We start from the raw sequence: 19231 nt of genomic DNA on the forward strand, positions 1-19231 counted from the left end.
GAGGGTTAACCGCCGCACAAGCGGCTGATCCCATCTGTCACGGTGTCGATCACACGAATCGTATGCTTTTCTTCGTCCCAGTCGAAAAGGGTAAAACAAGCGGGCGCGCCTTCCTCCAGTCGCCCGAGTGCGGGCTGGCCGAGGACCGCCGCCGGGCGGACAGTGACGGCAGCGATCACTTCAGCTAACGTCATATCGGTGAAGGCGAGAGCGCCGCCGATGCCTCTGTCGAGGGAGTAGGCCGAACCCGCCAGGATCGCCGGCTGCTCGACCATCGAGAGACGGCCGTTCGCAGCCAGCTCGACATGGGAGCCGATCAGCGAGCGGTAACGGCCCGGCTGCATCCCCCCGAACATGACGCAGTCGCTGACGAGAATCGTCTTCTCCCGCTTGACACGTTGCATCGCTTTCAGCACATGCGGGGCCAAGTGATGGCCATCCGGGATGAATGTCGCCCACAGCCTGTCGTCAGCAAGCTGATCCCAGATATAGTTGGGATGGCGGGGCAGCACCGGCTGAGATCCGTTGCCCAGGTGCGTCGACAACGTCGCTCCTGCGCGGACAGCGGCATCGAGTTCATCCGCGCTCGCCATCGTGTGACCGATGGCCACGACGATACCGGCAGCAGCCAGCTTCTCGATAAACGGAATCGAGCCCGGCCGTTCAGGAGCCACGGTGACCATGACGATCCTGCCGCCCGCCGTCTCCTGATAGCGCAGGAACTCATCCCAATCCGGATCGCGGGTGTGCGCGCGATCATGAGCGCCGCGGCAGCCGTCCTCGCTGGAGAGATACGGTCCTTCCAGATGAATCCCCAGGATGGAAGAGGCGCCGTAGCCCCCTGCCTCGCAATACGCTACAAGAGCCGCAAGAGCATGGAGCATCCGATCGTCCGAGCCGGTGATCACGGTGGGGAGATATGCGGCTACGCCCTTGCTGTGGAGCGCCCGAGTTACGCCTTCGATATCCGCATGGCTGACCTGCTCGCTGTTGAAGTCATAACCGGCGAAGCCGTTGACCTGCAGATCGATCCAGCCAGGCGACAGCCACGGCAGCGGATCCAGTGTCTGACCCAGATGCCGGATCGCCGCGATTCGTCTCCCTTCAATCTCGACCTCGACAGCCGAGCCGTTATCGGTCCGTCTACCTTGATAATACATACTCTGCACCTCCTGTATTAAGTCCAGGCAAAGATGCCGGCGGAGGAGGCTTTGTCCAGATGCAGCTGCCAGTCCGCATGCGTCTTCAGGATCGTCGACGGGAACTTCGGATCGATCGTCTGCGCCAGTGTAGACCGCACCGCAGCCGCCTTGGCGGCATGAGGCACACAGGAGATAATGCGGCGGCTGCGGAGGATCTGCTGGACGGTCATGCTGATCGCCTGGCTTGGCACATCATCGAGCGTGGCGAACCAGCCCTCATTGACCTGCTGCTGCTTGCAGGCTTCATCCAGGTCGACGATGGCGTACGGATCCGGATGATCGAAGTTGGCCGGCGGGTCGTTGAAGGCGATATGACCATTCTCGCCAATACCGATCATGGCCAGGTCGACCGGTTTTGTGCTGATCTCGTCGTTCAGCCATGAGATCATCGCCTGTGGATCCTGTTCGCCGTCAACCAGCCAGTACTTTTGCAGCTGCGGCACTTGATCCAGGAAGCGCTCCTTCAAATACTTGCGGAAGCTTGCCGGATGGGAAGCGGGCAGACCGATGTATTCGTCGAGATGGAACATCTCGATCTTGTCCCAGGGCAGGTCCCGTTTGACGAAGGAGGAGAAGAACGGAAATTGTGAAGCGCCAGTCGAGAGTGCAATTCGGGCATAGCCCTGTTCAGCGATGATCTCCTGCAGTGTTCGCTCTGCGGTGTCGGCGGCTCGCGCGCCTAATTGGTCGGCGTTGTCGTGGATATGGATTTGCATGATTCATCAGTCCTCCTTGGTATGGTAAAACGCAATGTATGGAAAGCCTGACGGTATAGTGACAGGCTCTACAACTAATAAAATACTGAAAAAGAATACAGAAATCGATTTCTTTTACTGTAGAGCATCGTGTAAACGATGCGAATTGCAGGAAGCCGTCAGCTTCCTGCGTTTGGCGTCGTAACGGAAGCTCGCTCCACCAGACGGGGCTGCAGCTTCATCGACAAATGCGAGCGCTCTTTGTCTTGCAGCTTGTCGAGCAGCAGCTTGCAGGCCAGGACGCCCATCTCATAGTCAGGCTGCTTGATCGTAGTTAGCGGTGGATGGATCATCTGTCCGAATTCGATGCCGTCAAAGCCCATCACCGACATCTCCTCCGGTACTCGAATGCCGCGCGCCGACAGCTCATGGATAACGCCAAAAGCAATGACATCGTTGCAGGCAAAGATGGCCGTCAGATCGTGGTGCTTGTCCATCAGCCTGGCTGCCAGCTGCTTGCCGCAGTCGAATTCGTAGCTGGTGCTGAAGACGGTTCCAGCACCGGTTATCTCTACGATTGGCTGCAGTCCGGCCTCTGCCATCGCTTTGAGATAGCCTTCGTGAACCTGAGTGCGGCTGTGCCGGTCCAGCTCCGACGTCACGTATCCGATCCTGGTATGTCCTTGTTCGATCAGATGACTGGCTGCTATATAACCGCCCTTGGCATAGTCAAACTCAATTTGCGAGAGATTCTCTTCCTCAATCCGCTGATCGATCGCGATCGCCTGCATGCCGTTCTGCAGCAAACCTTGGAGCAGGGTCGTATCCCGCGAGATAGAGGACAGGATAATTCCTTTTACTTGCTTTTCGGCCATCGTCTGCAGGTAACCAAGCTCGAACTCGGGATTGTGCAGGGAGTTGCATACGATCACATGATAATTGTGTTCTCTCGCGATTTCTTCTACACCGAGGATGATGGCCGAGTAGAAGGGATTGCTGATTGATGGAATGATCACGCCGATCGTCATGCTTGTATTGGTCTTGAGCTGCTTGCCCAGCAGGTTCGGGATATAATTGACCTCTTTGGCGATGCGGATGATCTTCTCCCGCATAGCTGTGCTAACAGGATAGCCACTGTTGCTAAGGACGCGGGAGACCGTGGCCGAAGAGGCATCAGCCAGCCTGGCAATATCGTGGATCGTTACCGGTTTCTTCACGTGTGATCACCTCGATAGTAATCGATTACTGCATATCCCTATCCTACCATACTTTCAGCTTGCTTGCGAGCCTCGTTTGGAATGGAGGCGAATTACACAAAGAATTCGCTTGCTCTATTCATAACCTGACATTAAAATGCCGTTATATAGATAAGAAACCCGTTCAATACATAGTAAGCAGACATCGCACCTTAGAATCATATAGGGAGAGAACATGCAATGGACAAGGATCGGATCAGTTCGGCCACCATCCTGATCGTCGATGATCAGGAATATAATATACATCTGCTGGAGCGAATCCTCAGCCGGGCAGGTTTTACCCGGCTGATCCCGCTGGTCGATCCGGAGCGGATCAGAGAAGTGGTGTCGGCTTCCAAGCCGGACATTATCCTCCTCGACTGGCATATGCCAGGCGTCGACGGGATGCAGGCGCTGGGCATGATCCGGGAGCTTAGCGGCGAGGACCACTATTTGCCGGTGCTAGTCTTAACTGCGGACGTAACAAGCGAGGCCAAGCAGAAGGCGCTGCAGGCCGGAGCGCATGATTTCCTGACCAAACCAGTCGACCGTACGGAGGTCATCCTGCGCATGAACAATCTGCTCCGTACCAGGTATCTCCATCTGCAGCTCAGCATGCAGAAGAGCACGCTCGAGGAGCGCGTGCAGCAACGGACGATCGAGCTTCAGCAGGCCAAGCTGGAAATCCTCCAGCTGTTGGGCAAGACCTCGGAGTTCCGGGATGACATGACCGGCCGGCATACCCTTCGGGTGGGCCGTCTGTCCGGACTGATCGCAGCCAGGCTGGGACTCCCCGAACGGATGACGGAGCTGATCACGATGGCAGCGCCGCTGCATGACATCGGCAAGATCGGCATCCCCGACGAGCTGTTGCTCAAGCCCGGCCGCTTTGATCCCGAGGAACTGGAGCGGATGAAGGCACATACGACGATCGGTTACAAGATTCTGGAGGCCAGTTCATTTGAGGTGCTCCGGATGGCGGGCGTGATCGCACGTTCCCATCATGAAAAGTGGGACGGTACCGGATATCCCCAGGGACTCGCGGGCAGAGAGATCCCGCTTGAGGCGAGGATCGTCGCTTTGGCCGATTTCTACGATGCGCTCACTCATGAGCGGCCTTACAAGAAAGCATGGACGCCCGAGGAAGCGACCGCTGAGATTATCCTGCAGCGTGAGCGCCATTTTGATCCGGAAGTTGTAGATGCCTACCTGTCGCTTATCCAAGAGACGCCCGAGCTGATCGTAGAGGAGCCTGTGACATGAATGAACTGGAATTAAGAGAAGCGTTGGCGGAGGAACGCCGGCTGCGGCAGGAGGCAGAGCGCCGCGAAGCAACAGCTCTGTCTCGTATTGCTGCTCTCGAGACAGAGCTGGAGGAGCTGGGCAACCATCTGGAGGACCTGGTGATCCAGCGCACGGCCGTGCTGGAAAAAGCGCATGACCAGGCAATCCTGGCCAACCGGACCAAAAGCCAGTTTCTCGCCAATATGAGCCATGAGCTGCGAACGCCGCTCAATGCGATCATCGGATACAGCGAATTGTTAATGGACGAAGCCAAGGAGCTGGATGAGCCGATGTTTGCCGAAGATCTGCACAAGATCAATCGGTCAGGCAACCATCTGTTCTCGCTCATCAACGATATCCTGGACATCTCCAAGATCGAATCCGGCAAGATGGATGTCTACTACGAGCCTTATATGCTCGACGAATTGATCGAGGATGTGATGGCGACGATCCGGCCGCTCCTGGATCGGAGCGGCAATGCATTTGAGATCCATGCCGCCAATGGCGAGATGACGACAGACGTCACCAAGCTCCGGCAGATCCTTATCAATCTGTTGACCAATGCCAGCAAGTTTACTCAGGACGGCCAGATCCGTTTTGAAGTGGCGGCTGAGTCCCGGCAAGGGGTGCCTGGCTACTCTTTTATTGTCAGCGACACTGGCATCGGGATCTCCCTGGAACAGCAGCAGCAGCTGTTTCAGCCATTCGTGCAAGCCGATAATTCGACGACAAGAAAATACGGCGGCACGGGTCTGGGACTATCGATCAGCCAGCGCTTCTGCGAGATCATGGATGGTCGGATCGATGTAACCAGCGAGTTGGGAAACGGCAGTACGTTCACCTGCTGGCTGCCTGCCAAACCGCCGCAAGCGATGACGTACATCGCCCGAGAGTCTATGCAGACAGAGCCCGTGGAGGCTGCCGTGGACGCAGCTGCAGATGTCGTCGAAGGCGGCATCAGCATCCTGTTCATCGACGACGAACCGGACAATCGGACACTTATCGAACGTTACCTGGCCGAGGAGAGTTGGTCGCTGGCTTTCAGCCAAAGCGGCAGAGAAGGGATCCGTCTGGCACGTCTCTTGAAGCCGCAGGTGATCTGTCTCGACATCCTCATGCCGAGCATGGATGGCTGGGCGGTGCTGGCTGAGCTCAAGAGTGATCCGGAGCTCGCGGATATCCCGGTCGTGATCCTCTCGCTGACCAACGACCGTCAGCTCGGCTATTCGCTGGGCGCTGCCGAATATCTAACCAAGCCCGTGAGCCGGAATCGGCTGATCGAAGTGATGGATCGCTTCGTCACAGATCGGGAGCATCATTCGGTCCTGGTCATCGAGGATGATGAGACGACGAGCGAGATGATGACCAGGATGCTGCACAAGGAAGGTTATACTGCTATTAAGGCGGATAATGGTCGGCTCGCTCTGGATCACATCCAGCGGGAGACGCCCCACCTGATCCTGCTGGATCTGATGATGCCGGAGATGGACGGCTTCGAATTCATAACCGAGCTGCGTGCTCACGAGAGACTGAGCAAGATTCCTGTCATCGTGCTTACCGCCAAGACGATTACAGCAGAAGACCGCAACAAGCTTAACGGCTCGGTGAAGGACATCATCCAGAAAGGATCGTTCAACCGGATGCAATTGCTTGATGAGATCAAGGCTTGCCTGGTCTAGTGAGAGAAGATCAACATACAAGGAGAGACTGGGATATGCACAAGATTCTGCTCGTGGAAGACAACGAGATGAACAGCAATATGCTCTCCCGCCGCCTCCAGCGCCGCGGTTATGAGATCCTGCTGGCTGAGGACGGGCAACAGGGGGTAGACATGGCGGGCAGGATGCAGCCCGATCTGATCCTGATGGACCTCAGTCTGCCGGTGCTCGACGGGCTGGAAGCGACTCGACGGCTCAAGGGGGACCTGGCGACTGCGAGGATACCGATCATCGCGCTTACCGCGCATGCGATGGTATCGGACCAGAGCCGGGCCCTTGAAGCGGGGTGCGATGACTTCGACACCAAGCCTATTGAGCTGCAGCGGCTGCTTGACAAGATTGCTCGGGCTCTTGGCCGTTGATGACTGCTGAGCGAGTCGCTACGCGCAAGCCCCCGCAGGGAACGTCTCTTGAGGCGAGCCGGCAGGGGCTTTTTGCTATGCCAAGTGGAGGAACAGCGATGATGCATGTCCACGAGCTGACCGAGTCGGTGTCAGGAAATCAGATGACGTCCTGCTTGGCGAGATCATCCCGGATCAGGTCGGCTGCGAACTGACCGCTCAGCGTGACCATCGGCACGCCGCCCCCGGGATGGGTAGAACCGCCGACGAAGTACATATTGCCCAGCATCGGACTGCGCTGCGGGATTTTGAAGCCGCCGTTCAGCTTGCGGTCCGTGACGGTCCCATAGATCGAGCCGCCGTTGGCGCCATAAAGCGACCGCAGATCGTCTGGTATGAACGTATGCTCCCACTCGATGTGCTGGCGCAGTCCGGTTGCCCCCAGTCTCTCCAGCTTGCCCAGCACGAGCTCGCGGTAAGGGATGCGCCAGCGCTCCCAGCTCTCGCCCTGCGCCAGCGGCGGGACATGAGTCAGGACGAACCAGTTCTCCTTGCCTTCAGGTGCTTGGGAGGGATCGGTCTTCGAGGATATCCCTACATAGATCGTCGGATCTGCTGCTGGACGCTTCTTGTTGAACAGCTCATCGAACTCCAGCTGGGCATTGTCGGCGAACAAAAAATTGTGATGCTTGAAAGCATCGTACGACCGGTTGACACCTAGCAGCATGACATGGCCGGAGACGGTCGGCTCGTACTTCTCCATCCGTTTCACCATGCGCGAGCTCTGGGAGTGACCCGCGAGAATGGACTGGTGCGCAGGGATTGCCTCCAGATTGCTGACGACCACATCCGCCTCGAATGTCTCGTCCCCCGCGACAACACCAGCTGCGCGACCGCCCGCGATCAGCACTTCCGTGACTTCACAGGAAGTCCGGACCTCCACGCCAAGCTCGTCCAGCAGACGTAGCATGGCTCTGGCAATGTTGTACATGCCTCCTTCGACATAATAGATACCCAGTCCCATCTGGACATAGACGAGCTGAGAGAGCACGGCAGGTGCCGCATAAGGGGATGAACCGACATACATGATCAAGAAATTGAACAGCTGGCGCAGCTTCGGATGCTCCAGGTACTGCTCGGTCATCTGCGTCATCGTCTTCAGCGGATCCATGGCTAGCAGCTCCTTTAGGCTGTGCTGCTGACGCAGATCGGGGAGGCCGCTCAGACTGCGGGTATAGAAGCTTTTCATGCTGAGCTCATACTGCCGGCGGCAGTAGTTCAGATAAGGTATGAACTGCTGGCGGTCGCGGTCGGACAGCTTGCCGATCTGCTCCAGCATGGCGGGAAGATCTCCGAGCAGATCAAGGATGGCACCGTCGCTGTACATCGCCCGCCACTGGGGCTCTACCCGGACAAGGGTCAGGTAGTCCGCCAGTTTTCGGCCGGCAGAAGCGAACAACTGCTCCAGCACCCATGGCATGGTCAGGATCGAGGGGCCGGTATCGAAGCGATAGCCTTTCCCTTGACGAATATTCAGTTTACCGCCGGCGCGCTCGTTTTTTTCCAGCACCAGCACGTCGTGACCGTCCGCGCGTAACCGGATGGCCGCCGCCATCCCCGCGAGCCCGGCACCGATGATTACGATTTTTTTGTTTTTCATCTGTTCCTCCTGATTCGAATCTTCGAAATTTGTCGATACTGCTAGCTATGAGTATTGAGAGACAAGGCGCTAACTTACATTAATATCCATTCTTTACGGATGGCGATCGTGTCATACAGGGGCCTGAAAAAATAAAAGTCGACGATCAATAAGGAGGCGCTTGAGCGATGCTAGACTCGACGTGGATGCTGCAGCTGGCCGGGACTATGCTTGCCTTGCTGCTGCTGGGGAAAGGACGGCGTTGGCAAGAGATGCAAGTGTCGTCTGCAAGCAGCAAATTCCGGAAATCCAGCTTCAACAAGCCGCAACCGGCGATGCCAACAGTGTCCATCATCATCCCCGCTCGCAATGAAGAGAGCAATCTCAGAACGCTGCTCCCGCTGCTGAAGCAGCAGCAAGCCAACAGAGTCGAGATACTCGTAGTCGATGACAGCTCGACTGACGGTACCGCCCAGACTGCTGCCGCAATGGGCGCGCGTGTCGTTCAGGCACCGCCGCTGCCGTCCGGCTGGCAGGGCAAGTCATGGGCATGCTGGACAGGCGCCGCGCAAGCAACGGGTTCATGGTTCATTTTCCTGGATGCGGATACCCGCCCCTCCCCGGATTTTGTGGCGTATGTGGGCAGGCTGCTGCGTCAGCGCGGCGGTTGGCTGACGATCCAGCCCTATCACGAAGCGCCGAGCTTCCGGGAGCAATGGTCGGCATTTTTTAATGCCGCCTTGGCTGCGGGGAGCGGGGCGCTCAGTGTGCTGCCGGGAAGACGCACGGCTTTTGGCCCTTGTGCAGTATGTTGGAGGAGCGATTATGAAGCTGTGGGCGGTCATCATGCGGTACATCGGGAGGTGCTGGAGCATCTGGAACTGGGCAAGCGGTTCCGGCAGCAGGGCATGAAGGTAAGCGGGACAATCCTGCCTGGTGTGCTCCGTTTCCGGATGTACCCGCATGGCTGGCAGGAGTTGATCAGCGGCTGGACGAAGAGCATCGCTATCGGGGCGGGAGCGTCGTCGTCCGTATATCTGACGCTGACAGTGGCCTGGATGACGGCGCTGCTGGGCTGCGCGGTTCAGCTAGGCGGGATTCCCGGCCTGTGGGTAGCCGGGGAGATCGCCCAAGCTGCGGGTGCGCTGGGTGTCTATCTGACGGCATGTGCATCTGTGGCGCTCGCGCTTCGCAATGTAGGCACATTCCGGTGGTATACCGCACTGGTATATCCGGGTTTTCTTGTTTTTTTCATCGGTATATTTGCTTACGCAGCTGTCTGTTCATTTGTCATTAGACGAGTCAGCTGGAAGGGCCGGACGCTTGATGTTCGCTGATCTGTCCATACAGACCCAATGGCTGCTTAATAGCGTCGCGCTGCTCATTGTGCATCTGCTTGGCGCATGGATCGCAGTCCGGCTGCCTGCAGCCTGGTTTCGGACGGACAACTGGTTAACAGCCCCAAGACACTGGGAGCGCGAAGGCAAGGTGTATGAACGGCTGTTCCGGATCCGACGCTGGAAGGACCGGCTGCCGGATGGCGGCTCGTGGTTCCGGGACGGCTTTGCCAAGTCTGTCCTGGCCTCGCGAACACAGGTATATCTGCTTCGCTTTGCCCAGGAGACCCGCCGGGGCGAGTGGACGCATTGGGGCATGCTGCTGACGCTGCCGCTCTTCCTGTTCTGGAATACGTGGAGCGGGATGGCGGCACTGGCGGGATGGATGCTGGTGTTCAACATGCCCTGCATCATCGTCCAGCGTTACAATCGTGCGCGGCTGTTGCGCGTCGTGGGCGTTCAGAAGCGGGTATGGTATACTGGGGTCAGAACGGGAGATCACCCATAATGGATGGGCCGGGCGCGGCGACAGGCTCCGGCGATCCGGACAAGATCAGGCGGAGGGAGCGGCTAACGATGAAACTGGTAGTAGAAGAGAAGGCGGCGAGATGGTACAAGGAAGAGATGGCGCTCAGCGATGGCGACCATCTTCGTCTATTCATCAAGCTGGGCGGCTGCGGGAGCGTCGTGCCCGGCCTTTCGCTCGGCATCATGCGCGACGAGCCCCGGCAGCCGGGAGTGCAGGCTCAGGTGCAAGGCGTGAACTTTTATATGGAGCAGGATCAGCTATGGTATCTCGACAATCGGGATCTGCATATCTCCATCGATGATGCGGGAGAAGAGATACACATGGAAGTTCGCTAAGCGCATCTCCGTTTGCGATGGCGGAGCACGGTAGCTGTTGCTTATGGTCAGCCCCGGCAGGGCAGTCTGCCGGGGCTATTCGTCCTTTGTCCCTGCATAATATCCTATGGACATGACTCATAATAGCAGCATTGGGTATAGCTGTGCGGAATCGGCTGGGAAGGAAGAGGAGGACTAGGGATGGCGATGAATTGGCTGGCCGCATGGACGATGGTTACGGGATTCTGCCTGATGAACCCTTTTACGCCGCCTGCGGAAGTATGGAAGATCGAGCTGCCGGATGCGTCAGTGATGGAGATTCAAGAGAGCGATTACGCGCTCCCCGGCCTGCAGATGTTGGATATCCGCAAGCTCGAAGTACTGTCGGAATCGATACGAAAACAAGTCTATCTGCCCCCGCAGGATGCCAGAATCTCCCCGCAAGGATCGCTCGTGCCGGAGCAGATCGGCATTACGCTTGACCGCGACCGGTTTGCCCGGTTGTTTGTCGATCGGTATTACCATAAGGGAGATGACGGGAAGACAATGGCGGTTCCCTTGGTACGGGTATATCCCAGGGTGGATCGTGAGCTGTTGGCTGCTGTCAGGGAAAAGCCGATCGGCCATTACGCTACCTATTATAACTCCCGGAATGCCAGCCGTTCCCACAATATCGATCTGGCTGCCAAAGCGATCGACGGCATCGTCGTATTCCCGGGGGAGCTGTTCTCATTCAACCGGACAGTGGGCATCCGCACCAAAAGCAGAGGATACCGGGATGCGCCAATCATCGTCAGGGGTGAACTGTCCGAAGGGGTAGGCGGCGGGATCTGTCAGGTGTCTTCGACGCTGTACAACGCGGCCGACCGGGCCGGTCTGCGGATCGTCGAGCGCTACTCCCATAGCAAACGTGTGCCGTATGTGCTGGCCGGCCGCGATGCGACAGTAAGCTGGGGCGGACCGGACTTCACGTTCCGCAACGAGTACAACCAGCCGGTGCTCATCAAGGCGATGTCGATTCAGGGCAAGATGTATGTCACGATCTATTCCACCGAGCTCATCGAATATATCCCGCGAGAGGTGCCGGGGATGATCCGTGGCACCCTGCCGGAAGAGACGGCGGCATCGTCCGGACAATAAAACCCGAAGCATGGTATACTTGGCAGGGTAACGATGGATTCAAGTGACCGGCAAGGGAGAGGAAATGATGAGCGGAAGCAAATATAAACAGGACAAACCGCGTCTGCCGGAGCAGCTGCCGGCACAGACTGCGGACGGCCTGGTGCAGCGTCTTGCGGAGGAGCAGTACGGGACCGCGGGGCGGTCAGTCAGGAGCGGCTGGAAGCGAGGCTGACCGGCAAAGTGACGATTGATACGTTCCGGCTGCGGCATGTCGACGCTACGGCATTTCGGGCGGATCAGAGCGAATGGGTCGATGTCGTCTTCGAGCATTGCGATCTGTCCAACCTTGACTTGAGCGGTGCTGTCATGCACAGGGTCGAGTTCCGTGACTGCAAGCTGATGGGGCTTGATCTCTCGGATGCGACCTTGCGTCACGTGAGCTTCGCGCATTGCGATATGAGATATCTCAACCTGCGGTATGCCGATCTGAGACGAGTGACATTCGACCAGTGTGCTCTAGCCAATGCCGACTGCTACCAGGGGGCGTTCCAGGAAGTGGAGCTCACCCGCTCCAACCTGGATCAGATCCAGCTGACCGGCGTCAAGCTGGCAGGCTTGGATCTGAGCACCTGCGAGTTCAGCGCCATAGATGCCGAGCCGGGCGACTTGCGCGGCTGCCGGATCGCCCCGGCGCAGGCGATAGCCTTTGCTCCGCTGCTCGGTCTGATCGTTGACGCTTAGGTCTACATATCGTGTCACCTCCTTCGATTTGGCATCCGGCTGACCCCCTTTTTAAGCCTGCTTTCAGCAAACATTTAACCTGTCATAAGCTTCCTTTCAGATTGGTTTCAGGCGTAGGGATTATTCTATGGACATAGAACAATACCACGAAGCCAAGACGGAGGGATGCAAGATGATCAACGGATATGATAACGATAAATCCAGGTACGACAGCTACAACAGGGAATCAGAGGAACGCACCGCCTATGAGGTTTATCCCGTAGCAGGCAGGAGCAGTGAGCTGGAGGCCGTGCCGCAGCCGCAGTCCCGTACCCGGCGGAGCCGGGGCATCTTCCCGGCGTTTATGGCGGGCGCGCTGCTGATCGGCAGCCTGATGTTTGCTTCCGATCACTACAATTTGTTTACGGGCGACGCCGCACCGCCCTCTGGAAGCCACAGTACCCAGGTGGAGAATGTCTCGTATAATCCACAGGCCGGCGCGGGCTCGGTAGCCGAGATTGCGGAGCAGGCGGGTCCGGCAGTCGTCCGGATCGGTGCGGAGTCCAGAACCACTGGCGGCAGCGGCATGGGCTGGTACGGCATGCAGCAGGGTGGCGGTGAGCCGGGCGGGCTCGTCGAGAGCGGGCTTGGCACGGGGTTCGTATTCGATCCAGAGGGGTACATCCTCACCAATGAGCATGTCATCCATGGAGCGGAGCAGGTCAAAGTGACGATGCAGGGCTATGATGAACCGTTCCTCGCCCAGGTGGTCGGCAGCAGCTACGAGCTCGACTTGGCTGTATTGAAGATTGAAGGCAATGCACCGTTCCCGGCTCTTCAACTCGGGGAATCCGATCAGATGAAAATCGGGGAATGGGTCGTCGCGATCGGCAACCCATACGATCTGGATTATACAGTGACGACTGGCGTACTGAGCGCCAGCGAGCGGACGATCAGCATCCCGGATCAGCAAGGGACGCGCAATTACAAGCACCTGCTGCAGACCGATACGGCGATCAATCCCGGCAATTCGGGCGGACCGCTGCTCAATATGAGCGGCCAGGTGATCGGTATCAATACGGCAGTCAGCAGCGAAGCCCAGGGTATCGGCTTTGCGATCCCGACCAGTACGATCAAGTCGGTGCTGGACAATCTGCTGAGCGACACCCCGATCCCGTCGCCTTACATCGGCGTCAGTCTGCAAGATCTTTCGCCGCAGGTCCGTGACAGTCTCGGCCTGCCGCAGGACGCAGGCGTAGGGGTTGCCTACGTGCAGGAAGGAGATCCGGCTGCCCAGGCTGGACTGCAGCCAGGCGACGTCATCACCGCTGCGGATGGCGAAGCGATCGGCAGCGCCTCGGAGCTGACAGCGCTCATCCAGGACGCTGCGGTAGGAGACGAGCTGCAGCTCACCGTTATCCGGGAGGGCCGGGAGCTGACGATCGACGTCAGGATTGGCGATCGGAGCCAGGCGGCAACGCTCGGCTAGCTCTCTATAAAGCCTCGGGTCGCACCGTAATGTGCGCCCGAGGCTTTTTTTGATAGTCGTCCCACGAGCGGACACAAGCGGACACAGTAGCAGCTAAGTCGAGCATGAGCGTGTAATTTGCTCAACTTGCGGACAGAGGATCCGTTATCGGTCTGGAATCGGGGCTCCATGAGCACACAACCAGCAAATAACGGATCGTGTGTCCGCAGGGCATGCTCCCGGCTGGGGGTTGTGGCAATTAGGATCTATTGTGTCCAGGGCGGTAGTGCGAACCTATGTGAGCGCGACGTGCAATCGTTTCAACTTGGAACGGAACAGACTATTCCCAAAGCAGCAGATTTTTGGTAAGATAAATTGTCGTCTGACGAAGCGATTTGACAGATTCTGTCGTTAAATGGAAAAGGAACTTCGGGGTTTTGAAGAAAGAGGTTGACGATTTTATATATATCCTATAGGATTACTAGTATTAAAGATAAAGTTAACTATTAAAGGAGAGAACCAAAGCAATGAACCGAGTAACGTATCCAAAACTGGCCATGCTGCTGCTGGCGGTCGTCCTGATCGTCACAGGCTGCGGCGGACAAGCCGGGAACAGCAGCACCACAGGTGCCAACGGGGGAGAGAACGCAGGCGCGCCAGTAGAGGGCGGCGCCGCGAACCATACGGAGGATGAAGAGAAGCGCGTGATGGTCATCCGCAAGATCGGCGGCGACGACCATACGGCGCAGTATCTGGCAGGCGCCAAGAGAGAAGGCGAGGCGCTCGGCTACAAGGTCGACACGTTCACGGCCAACGGCGATGCCGCCAAATTCCACGATGCGATCGCACAGGCCGCTTCGAGCAACTATGACGGCATCATCATCTCGCATGGCGACGATGAGGCAACGGTGGATGCGGTCCAGAAGCTCAGAGACAATGACGTGCCTGTCGTGGCGTTCGACTCGAACCCTCAGCTGGCCGCCATTAACGGCGTGACGCTCACTTCCCAGAATGACGAATCGCTTGCTCAGCTGGCACTCGACCGCTTGAAAGAAGAGCAAGGCGACGACGCGAACATCATCTACCTGTGGGTAGACGGCTTCCCGCCGATGGTCCGCCGCAATGCGGTCTTCCAGGACATGCTGCAGCAGAACCCGGGCTGGAGCGAGCTCGAGCGCTTCGGCACAGCCAGCGGCGATGTCTCCGTACAGACGCAGAACGCGGTTGCCGCACTGCTGGCCAAGCACAAGGAAGGCGAGATCGACGCGATCTTTGCGACATGGGATGCCTTTGCAATCGGTGCCGCCCGCGCGCTGAAGGAAGCCGGCCGTACGGAGATTAAGATCTACGGCATCGACGTCTCCAATGCAGACCTCCAGATCATGCAGGAAGAGAATAGCCCATGGGTCGCCACTGCAGCTGTCGATCCGATGATGATCGGCGAGGTGAATATGCGTCTGCTGGCCAAGAAAATGGCAGGCGAGGACACACCGGCCGAATACAGCCTGGAAGCAACGCTGATCGACATCGAGACGCTGTCGCAGGCGACTGAGCCGGTGAATATGGTTAACCTGGCCGATCTGATCCCTGGCTGGGGAGAGACGGATGCATTTGAAGAAGACTGGATGACGGAGAAGAAAGGCAACTAATCGTCCAATCCAGAACCTTTGTATGAGATATACACCGTAAGGCTGCTGCCTTAACGGAATCAACCAAGGCGCTCTTATGAATAACATAAGGGCGCCCGATCCTGTTTAGGGAAGGAGTGCCAACATGAAGCATTCAGCAGGCGATCTGGAGATGCGGGACATCTCGATCGCTTTTCCCGGCGTACAGGCGCTCACCAACGTGAGCTTCACAGCAGCCGGCGGCAGTGTCCATGCGCTGATCGGCGCCAACGGTGCCGGCAAATCAACCCTCATGAAAGTGCTCGCCGGCGCTTATGACCATTATGTCGGCGAGATCCTCATGGAAGGCGTACCTGTCCATATCCGGACGCCTCGAGCTGCCAAAGATCTCGGGATCCAGATCGTCTACCAGGAGGTGGATACCGCGCTCGTCTCCTATCTCAGCGTCGGGGAGAACATCATGCTTGATCAGACGGTGCACGGCATGGGCCGACGCCAATTCATCCGCTGGGGCAAGCTGCACGAAGCGGCAAGCGCGGTATTGCGCCGGCTGCGGGTTCAGATCCCGACCCGCAAGCTCGTAAGCGAGCTGACCCTGGCAGAGAAGCAGATGGTCTTGATCGCCCGGGCGGTCGCTGTCGACTGCCGCTACCTGATCCTCGACGAACCGACAGCTCCGCTCAGCAGCAGCGAGACCGAGCGCCTCTTCGCGCTGGTACGCCAACTCCGGGAAGAAGGGGTGGGGATCATCTTCATCTCGCACCGTCTGCCGGAGCTGTATGACATCTGCGACGAGATCACGGTGATGCGCGACGGCCGGGAGGTGGCAAGGGGAAGGCTGAACGAGATGGATCAAGCGACAGTCGTCCAGCACATGCTCGGCCAGCGGCTGGAGCAGCAGTTTCCGGAGAGGATATCTGCACCAGGCAAAACGGTTCTGGAAGTGCAGGGATTAAGCGACGGGATGATGCTGCAGGACATCCGTATGCATCTGCGCCAGGGTGAAGTGGTCGGGCTGGCTGGACTGGTAGGGGCTGGCAAGACGGAGCTGTGCCGAGCGCTGTTCGGAGCCAGTCCGGGCTCGGTATCGGAGGTCGTGCTGAACGGCCGCAAGCTGCGGTTGCGATCGCCTCATCAAGCGGCGAAGCAGGGGCTGGCTTTGATTCCGGAGGAGCGTCGCCGCGAGGGCATCTTCGTGCACGAACCGGTCAGGACCAATCTGACTGCCGCCGCGCTTGCCCGATTTACGCGCGCGCTGGGCTGGCTGAGTCCGGCGAAGGAACGGGCGGCATCCACGGCAATGATCAGCAGCCTTGGCATCAAGACACCCGGTGATCGTACACTTGTGCGCCATCTGTCGGGGGGCAATCAGCAAAAGGTGGCGATTGGCAAGTGGCTGCTCGCAGACAGTGAGGTATACCTGTTCGATGAACCGACCAAAGGCGTCGACGTGGGTGCCAAAAAGGACATCTTCGAGCTGATAGCCGGCCTCGCAGGACGGGGCAAGAGCATCCTGTACGCATCGAGTGAATTGAGCGAGATCATCGGCATCACGGACCGGATCTACGTCATGTATGACGGGCGGATTGTACGGGAGCTGGTCACGGCAGAGACGGATGAAGAAGAGCTCATGGTATATTGCACTGGAGGAGGACAACCATGAATGCAGCGGTACGGACCAAGGACAAAACGCCATTTTCCTTCGTTGAGTTTTTGTACAAATACGGCACACTGCTGACAATCGTTGTGTTGATTGCGATTTTCGGTACGTTTACAGACAGCTTTTTGAGCAGCAGCTCGTTTTTCAACATTTTGCGGCAGATATCGATCGTGACGATTATTGCAACGGGCTTGACCGTTTCGCTAGCCGTCGGCGGCTTCGACTTATCGATCGGTTCAACCGCCTCTCTGGCCAATGCGATCGTCATCTCGATGTTCGTCTGGCACGGCCATTCGCTGGGAGTCGGGGTCGGCCTGACGATTCTGTTCTGTCTGGTCGTCGGGGTCGTCAACGCCTTCCTCGTCATCAACTTCAAGATACAGGATATGCTGATGACCCTGGCAACGATGTTCATCTTCCAGGGCATCGCACTCACCTATACGCGCGGCGCAACCGTCTCGCCCAATATGATCATGCCCAGCGGCGAGTACGCTACAGGCACGATCCCGGCGATCTTCGGCAAGATCGGCCAGTCGCCGTGGATCATCATGCTGGTGCTGGTGCTGGTGGTCCATCTCTTCCTGACGTATACGAAGCATGGCCGGTATATGTATATGATCGGCGGCAACCGGGAGGCCGCCGAGCTCTCCGGCCTGCCAGTCAACCGTTACCGGCTGGCGGCTTACTTGATCTCTGCGCTGCTGGCGACGATCGGCGGCATCATGCTGGGTGCCCGGGTGATGACGGCGGAGGTCAACTCCGGCTCATCGCTGCTGATGGACGCAGTGGCAGCGGCATTTATCGGCTATTCCGTGCTCGGGGCCGGCAAGCCCAATGCGCTAGGGACGTTCTTCGGCGCGGTGCTCATCGGTATCCTTTCTTACGGACTCGTGATGATGTCGGTGCCTTACTACGCGATGGACATCGTCAAAGGCTCGGTGCTGGCGCTGGCGCTGGCGATCACCTATTACAGACGCAAACATTGAAATGAAGCCGATAAAAAACACGACAATCATAAAAAAACGCAAGATCCGGTCAGGGCGGAACTTGCGTTTTTTTTCAAAATATTAGAAAGTATATGTTTTCACACATCTACTTGGCTTCTATTTCTCCGGAATGAAACGCGCTGCGCCGCCAAAGGACGGCGACAGCCGTTTCACCTTGAATCAAGCTATTGATCCGCAGGGAGATGAGGCTCGGGCTCCGCACGGTAGAGCCGGGACCGGCTCGTCAGATACGTGAACAGGTTGGTGACGATGACCTTCAGCACCGCATAACCCGGAACCGCCAGGATGATGCCGATGATGCCGAACAGGTTGCCTGCCGTCAATATGACGAATATAATCGTAATCGGATGGACCTGCAGCGTCTTGCCCATAATCTGCGGCGAGATGAACTTGCCTTCGATGAGCTGGACGATCGTCCAGATGACGATCATCTTGATCAGCATAAGCGGCGAAGTGACAAGTGCGACGATCATCGCCGGCGTAATCGCGATGGCCGGTCCGAGGTATGGGATGACAGCGGTACAGGCGGCGATCAGCGCGAGGACGAGCGAATACTTGAGTCCGATGATCAGGTAGCCGATATAGAGCAGGACGCCGATGCAGCAGCTGACCAGAATCTGTCCGCGGATATACCCGCTGATCTGCTGATTCATCTCTCCCATCACCCGCAGGGTGCCGGGCCGGATCGCGATCGGGAAGAAGCGCACGATGAAGTGAGGCAGCCGCTTGCCGTCCTTGAGCAGGTAGAATAAGATAAACGGCAACGTAATGATCGCCAGGATCACATCCTTGAGCGCGCCGACGATGGAGCCGATGCTGGTCCAGGCGGCTTCCACAGCGGCGGTTAGACGTTCGGTGATATTGCTCGTCAGATCCATGGCTTCGATATCGACCCACTGCTGCAGCTGCCGCTGGATACCGCTGTCGAGGAAGAGCTGGAACTCGATGCGGAGCTGCTCTGCGTAACCGGGCAATTCGGTAATCAGACTGGTAATCTGATGCGAGATGATCGGAATGACGGCAACCAGCAATAAAGTAATCAGGCCGATGATGAGGATAAAGAGCACTAGAATGGAATAGACTCGTCTAACCTTGCGAAGCTCCAGATAATCGACGATCGGGCTGAGCAGATAGTACATGATGCCGGCCAGGACGATCGGGAGCAGGACCGTCTTCAGAAGGACCGCGATGGGCGTGAAGATAAACCAGATTTTATGAAAAACAAAGATGTTCAAGCCCAGGAGCAGCAATATCATCAGGAACAACACAAACTTGTTGTTCAGGATCATTTGTTTGAACCGCCCTGTGCCTCTGCGCAATGAGTCCATCCTT

The 19231-nt window shown here is 57.6% G+C and carries 18 protein-coding genes; 13 read left to right on the forward strand and 5 right to left on the reverse strand.

Annotated elements, in window-relative coordinates; all coding sequences use genetic code 11:
• Positions 1–5: 5 nt before the first annotated feature.
• The 3 genes from ABC336_RS29780 to ABC336_RS29790 all read right to left on the reverse strand — a co-directional run bounded on the left by ABC336_RS29780 (position 6) and on the right by ABC336_RS29790 (position 3114).
• Complete coding sequence (locus ABC336_RS29780) at positions 6–1160, reverse strand: N-acetylglucosamine-6-phosphate deacetylase (RefSeq protein ID WP_413242118.1); 1155 nt, start codon at positions 1158–1160, stop codon at positions 6–8.
• Between the two features lie 17 nt (positions 1161–1177).
• Complete coding sequence (locus tag ABC336_RS29785) at positions 1178–1918, reverse strand: 6-phosphogluconolactonase (RefSeq protein WP_413242119.1); 741 nt, start codon at positions 1916–1918, stop codon at positions 1178–1180.
• A 158-nt stretch (positions 1919–2076) separates the two neighbouring features.
• Positions 2077–3114, reverse strand: coding sequence for a LacI family DNA-binding transcriptional regulator (locus ABC336_RS29790; RefSeq protein WP_413242120.1), 1038 nt, complete (start codon positions 3112–3114; stop codon positions 2077–2079).
• A 219-nt stretch (positions 3115–3333) separates the two neighbouring features.
• Between ABC336_RS29790 and ABC336_RS29795 the strand changes: the two genes are divergently transcribed.
• From ABC336_RS29795 to ABC336_RS29805, 3 genes are read left to right on the forward strand one after another with little or no spacing between them, the layout of a single operon-like run.
• Positions 3334–4395, forward strand: coding sequence for an HD-GYP domain-containing protein (locus tag ABC336_RS29795; RefSeq protein WP_413242121.1), 1062 nt, complete (start codon positions 3334–3336; stop codon positions 4393–4395).
• On the forward strand, positions 4392–6095 hold the full coding sequence (locus ABC336_RS29800) for a hybrid sensor histidine kinase/response regulator (protein WP_413242122.1): 1704 nt from the start codon (positions 4392–4394) through the stop codon (positions 6093–6095). The genes ABC336_RS29795 and ABC336_RS29800 overlap by 4 nt, the downstream gene beginning before the upstream one ends.
• 35 nt (positions 6096–6130) lie before the next feature.
• The gene (locus tag ABC336_RS29805; protein ID WP_413242123.1) at positions 6131–6496 is read left to right on the forward strand and encodes a response regulator; all 366 of its coding nucleotides are present in this window, start codon (positions 6131–6133) and stop codon (positions 6494–6496) included.
• 139 nt (positions 6497–6635) lie between these two features.
• On the opposite strand, the gene ABC336_RS29810 is transcribed toward ABC336_RS29805, so the two are convergent.
• The gene (locus tag ABC336_RS29810; RefSeq protein ID WP_413242124.1) at positions 6636–8135 is read right to left on the reverse strand and encodes a phytoene desaturase family protein; all 1500 of its coding nucleotides are present in this window, start codon (positions 8133–8135) and stop codon (positions 6636–6638) included.
• Between the two features lie 167 nt (positions 8136–8302).
• Here ABC336_RS29810 and ABC336_RS29815 point away from each other — a divergent pair, with 167 nt between their 5' ends.
• From ABC336_RS29815 to ABC336_RS29860, 10 genes are all read left to right on the forward strand, one after another.
• Entirely contained in the window at positions 8303–9451 is a 1149-nt protein-coding gene (locus ABC336_RS29815) for a glycosyltransferase family 2 protein (protein ID WP_413242125.1), read from the forward strand.
• On the forward strand, positions 9441–9959 hold the full coding sequence (locus tag ABC336_RS29820; protein ID WP_413242642.1) for a glycosyl-4,4'-diaponeurosporenoate acyltransferase CrtO family protein: 519 nt from the start codon (positions 9441–9443) through the stop codon (positions 9957–9959). Before ABC336_RS29815 ends, ABC336_RS29820 begins: the two co-directional genes overlap by 11 nt.
• Positions 9959–10315, forward strand: a complete 357-nt coding sequence (locus ABC336_RS29825; RefSeq protein WP_413242126.1) for a HesB/YadR/YfhF family protein — start codon at positions 9959–9961, stop codon at positions 10313–10315. The genes ABC336_RS29820 and ABC336_RS29825 overlap by 1 nt, the downstream gene beginning before the upstream one ends.
• 186 nt (positions 10316–10501) lie before the next feature.
• Entirely contained in the window at positions 10502–11434 is a 933-nt protein-coding gene (locus ABC336_RS29830) for a VanW family protein (RefSeq protein ID WP_413242643.1), read from the forward strand.
• A gap of 67 nt (positions 11435–11501) precedes the next feature.
• Entirely contained in the window at positions 11502–11648 is a 147-nt protein-coding gene (locus ABC336_RS29835; protein ID WP_413242127.1) for a hypothetical protein, read from the forward strand.
• A gap of 8 nt (positions 11649–11656) precedes the next feature.
• Entirely contained in the window at positions 11657–12157 is a 501-nt protein-coding gene (locus ABC336_RS29840) for a pentapeptide repeat-containing protein (RefSeq protein WP_413242128.1), read from the forward strand.
• A 172-nt stretch (positions 12158–12329) separates the two neighbouring features.
• Positions 12330–13625: a S1C family serine protease gene (locus ABC336_RS29845; protein ID WP_413242129.1), complete on the forward strand. Its 1296-nt coding sequence runs from the start codon at positions 12330–12332 to the stop codon at positions 13623–13625.
• A gap of 506 nt (positions 13626–14131) precedes the next feature.
• Positions 14132–15253, forward strand: coding sequence for a sugar ABC transporter substrate-binding protein (locus tag ABC336_RS29850; protein ID WP_413242130.1), 1122 nt, complete (start codon positions 14132–14134; stop codon positions 15251–15253).
• Positions 15254–15377: 124 nt separating this feature from the next.
• A complete protein-coding gene (locus tag ABC336_RS29855; protein ID WP_413242131.1) occupies positions 15378–16895 on the forward strand; it encodes a sugar ABC transporter ATP-binding protein in 1518 nt (505 codons plus the stop codon).
• Entirely contained in the window at positions 16892–17878 is a 987-nt protein-coding gene (locus ABC336_RS29860) for an ABC transporter permease (RefSeq protein WP_413242132.1), read from the forward strand. Before ABC336_RS29855 ends, ABC336_RS29860 begins: the two co-directional genes overlap by 4 nt.
• Before the next feature lie 185 nt (positions 17879–18063).
• On the opposite strand, the gene ABC336_RS29865 is transcribed toward ABC336_RS29860, so the two are convergent.
• Complete coding sequence (locus tag ABC336_RS29865; RefSeq protein ID WP_413242133.1) at positions 18064–19227, reverse strand: AI-2E family transporter; 1164 nt, start codon at positions 19225–19227, stop codon at positions 18064–18066.
• Between the last annotated feature and the right edge of the window lie 4 nt (positions 19228–19231).

It is taken from the genome of Paenibacillus jepli, assembly GCF_047238105.1.
Taxonomy (GTDB): domain Bacteria; phylum Bacillota; class Bacilli; order Paenibacillales; family Paenibacillaceae; genus Paenibacillus_D.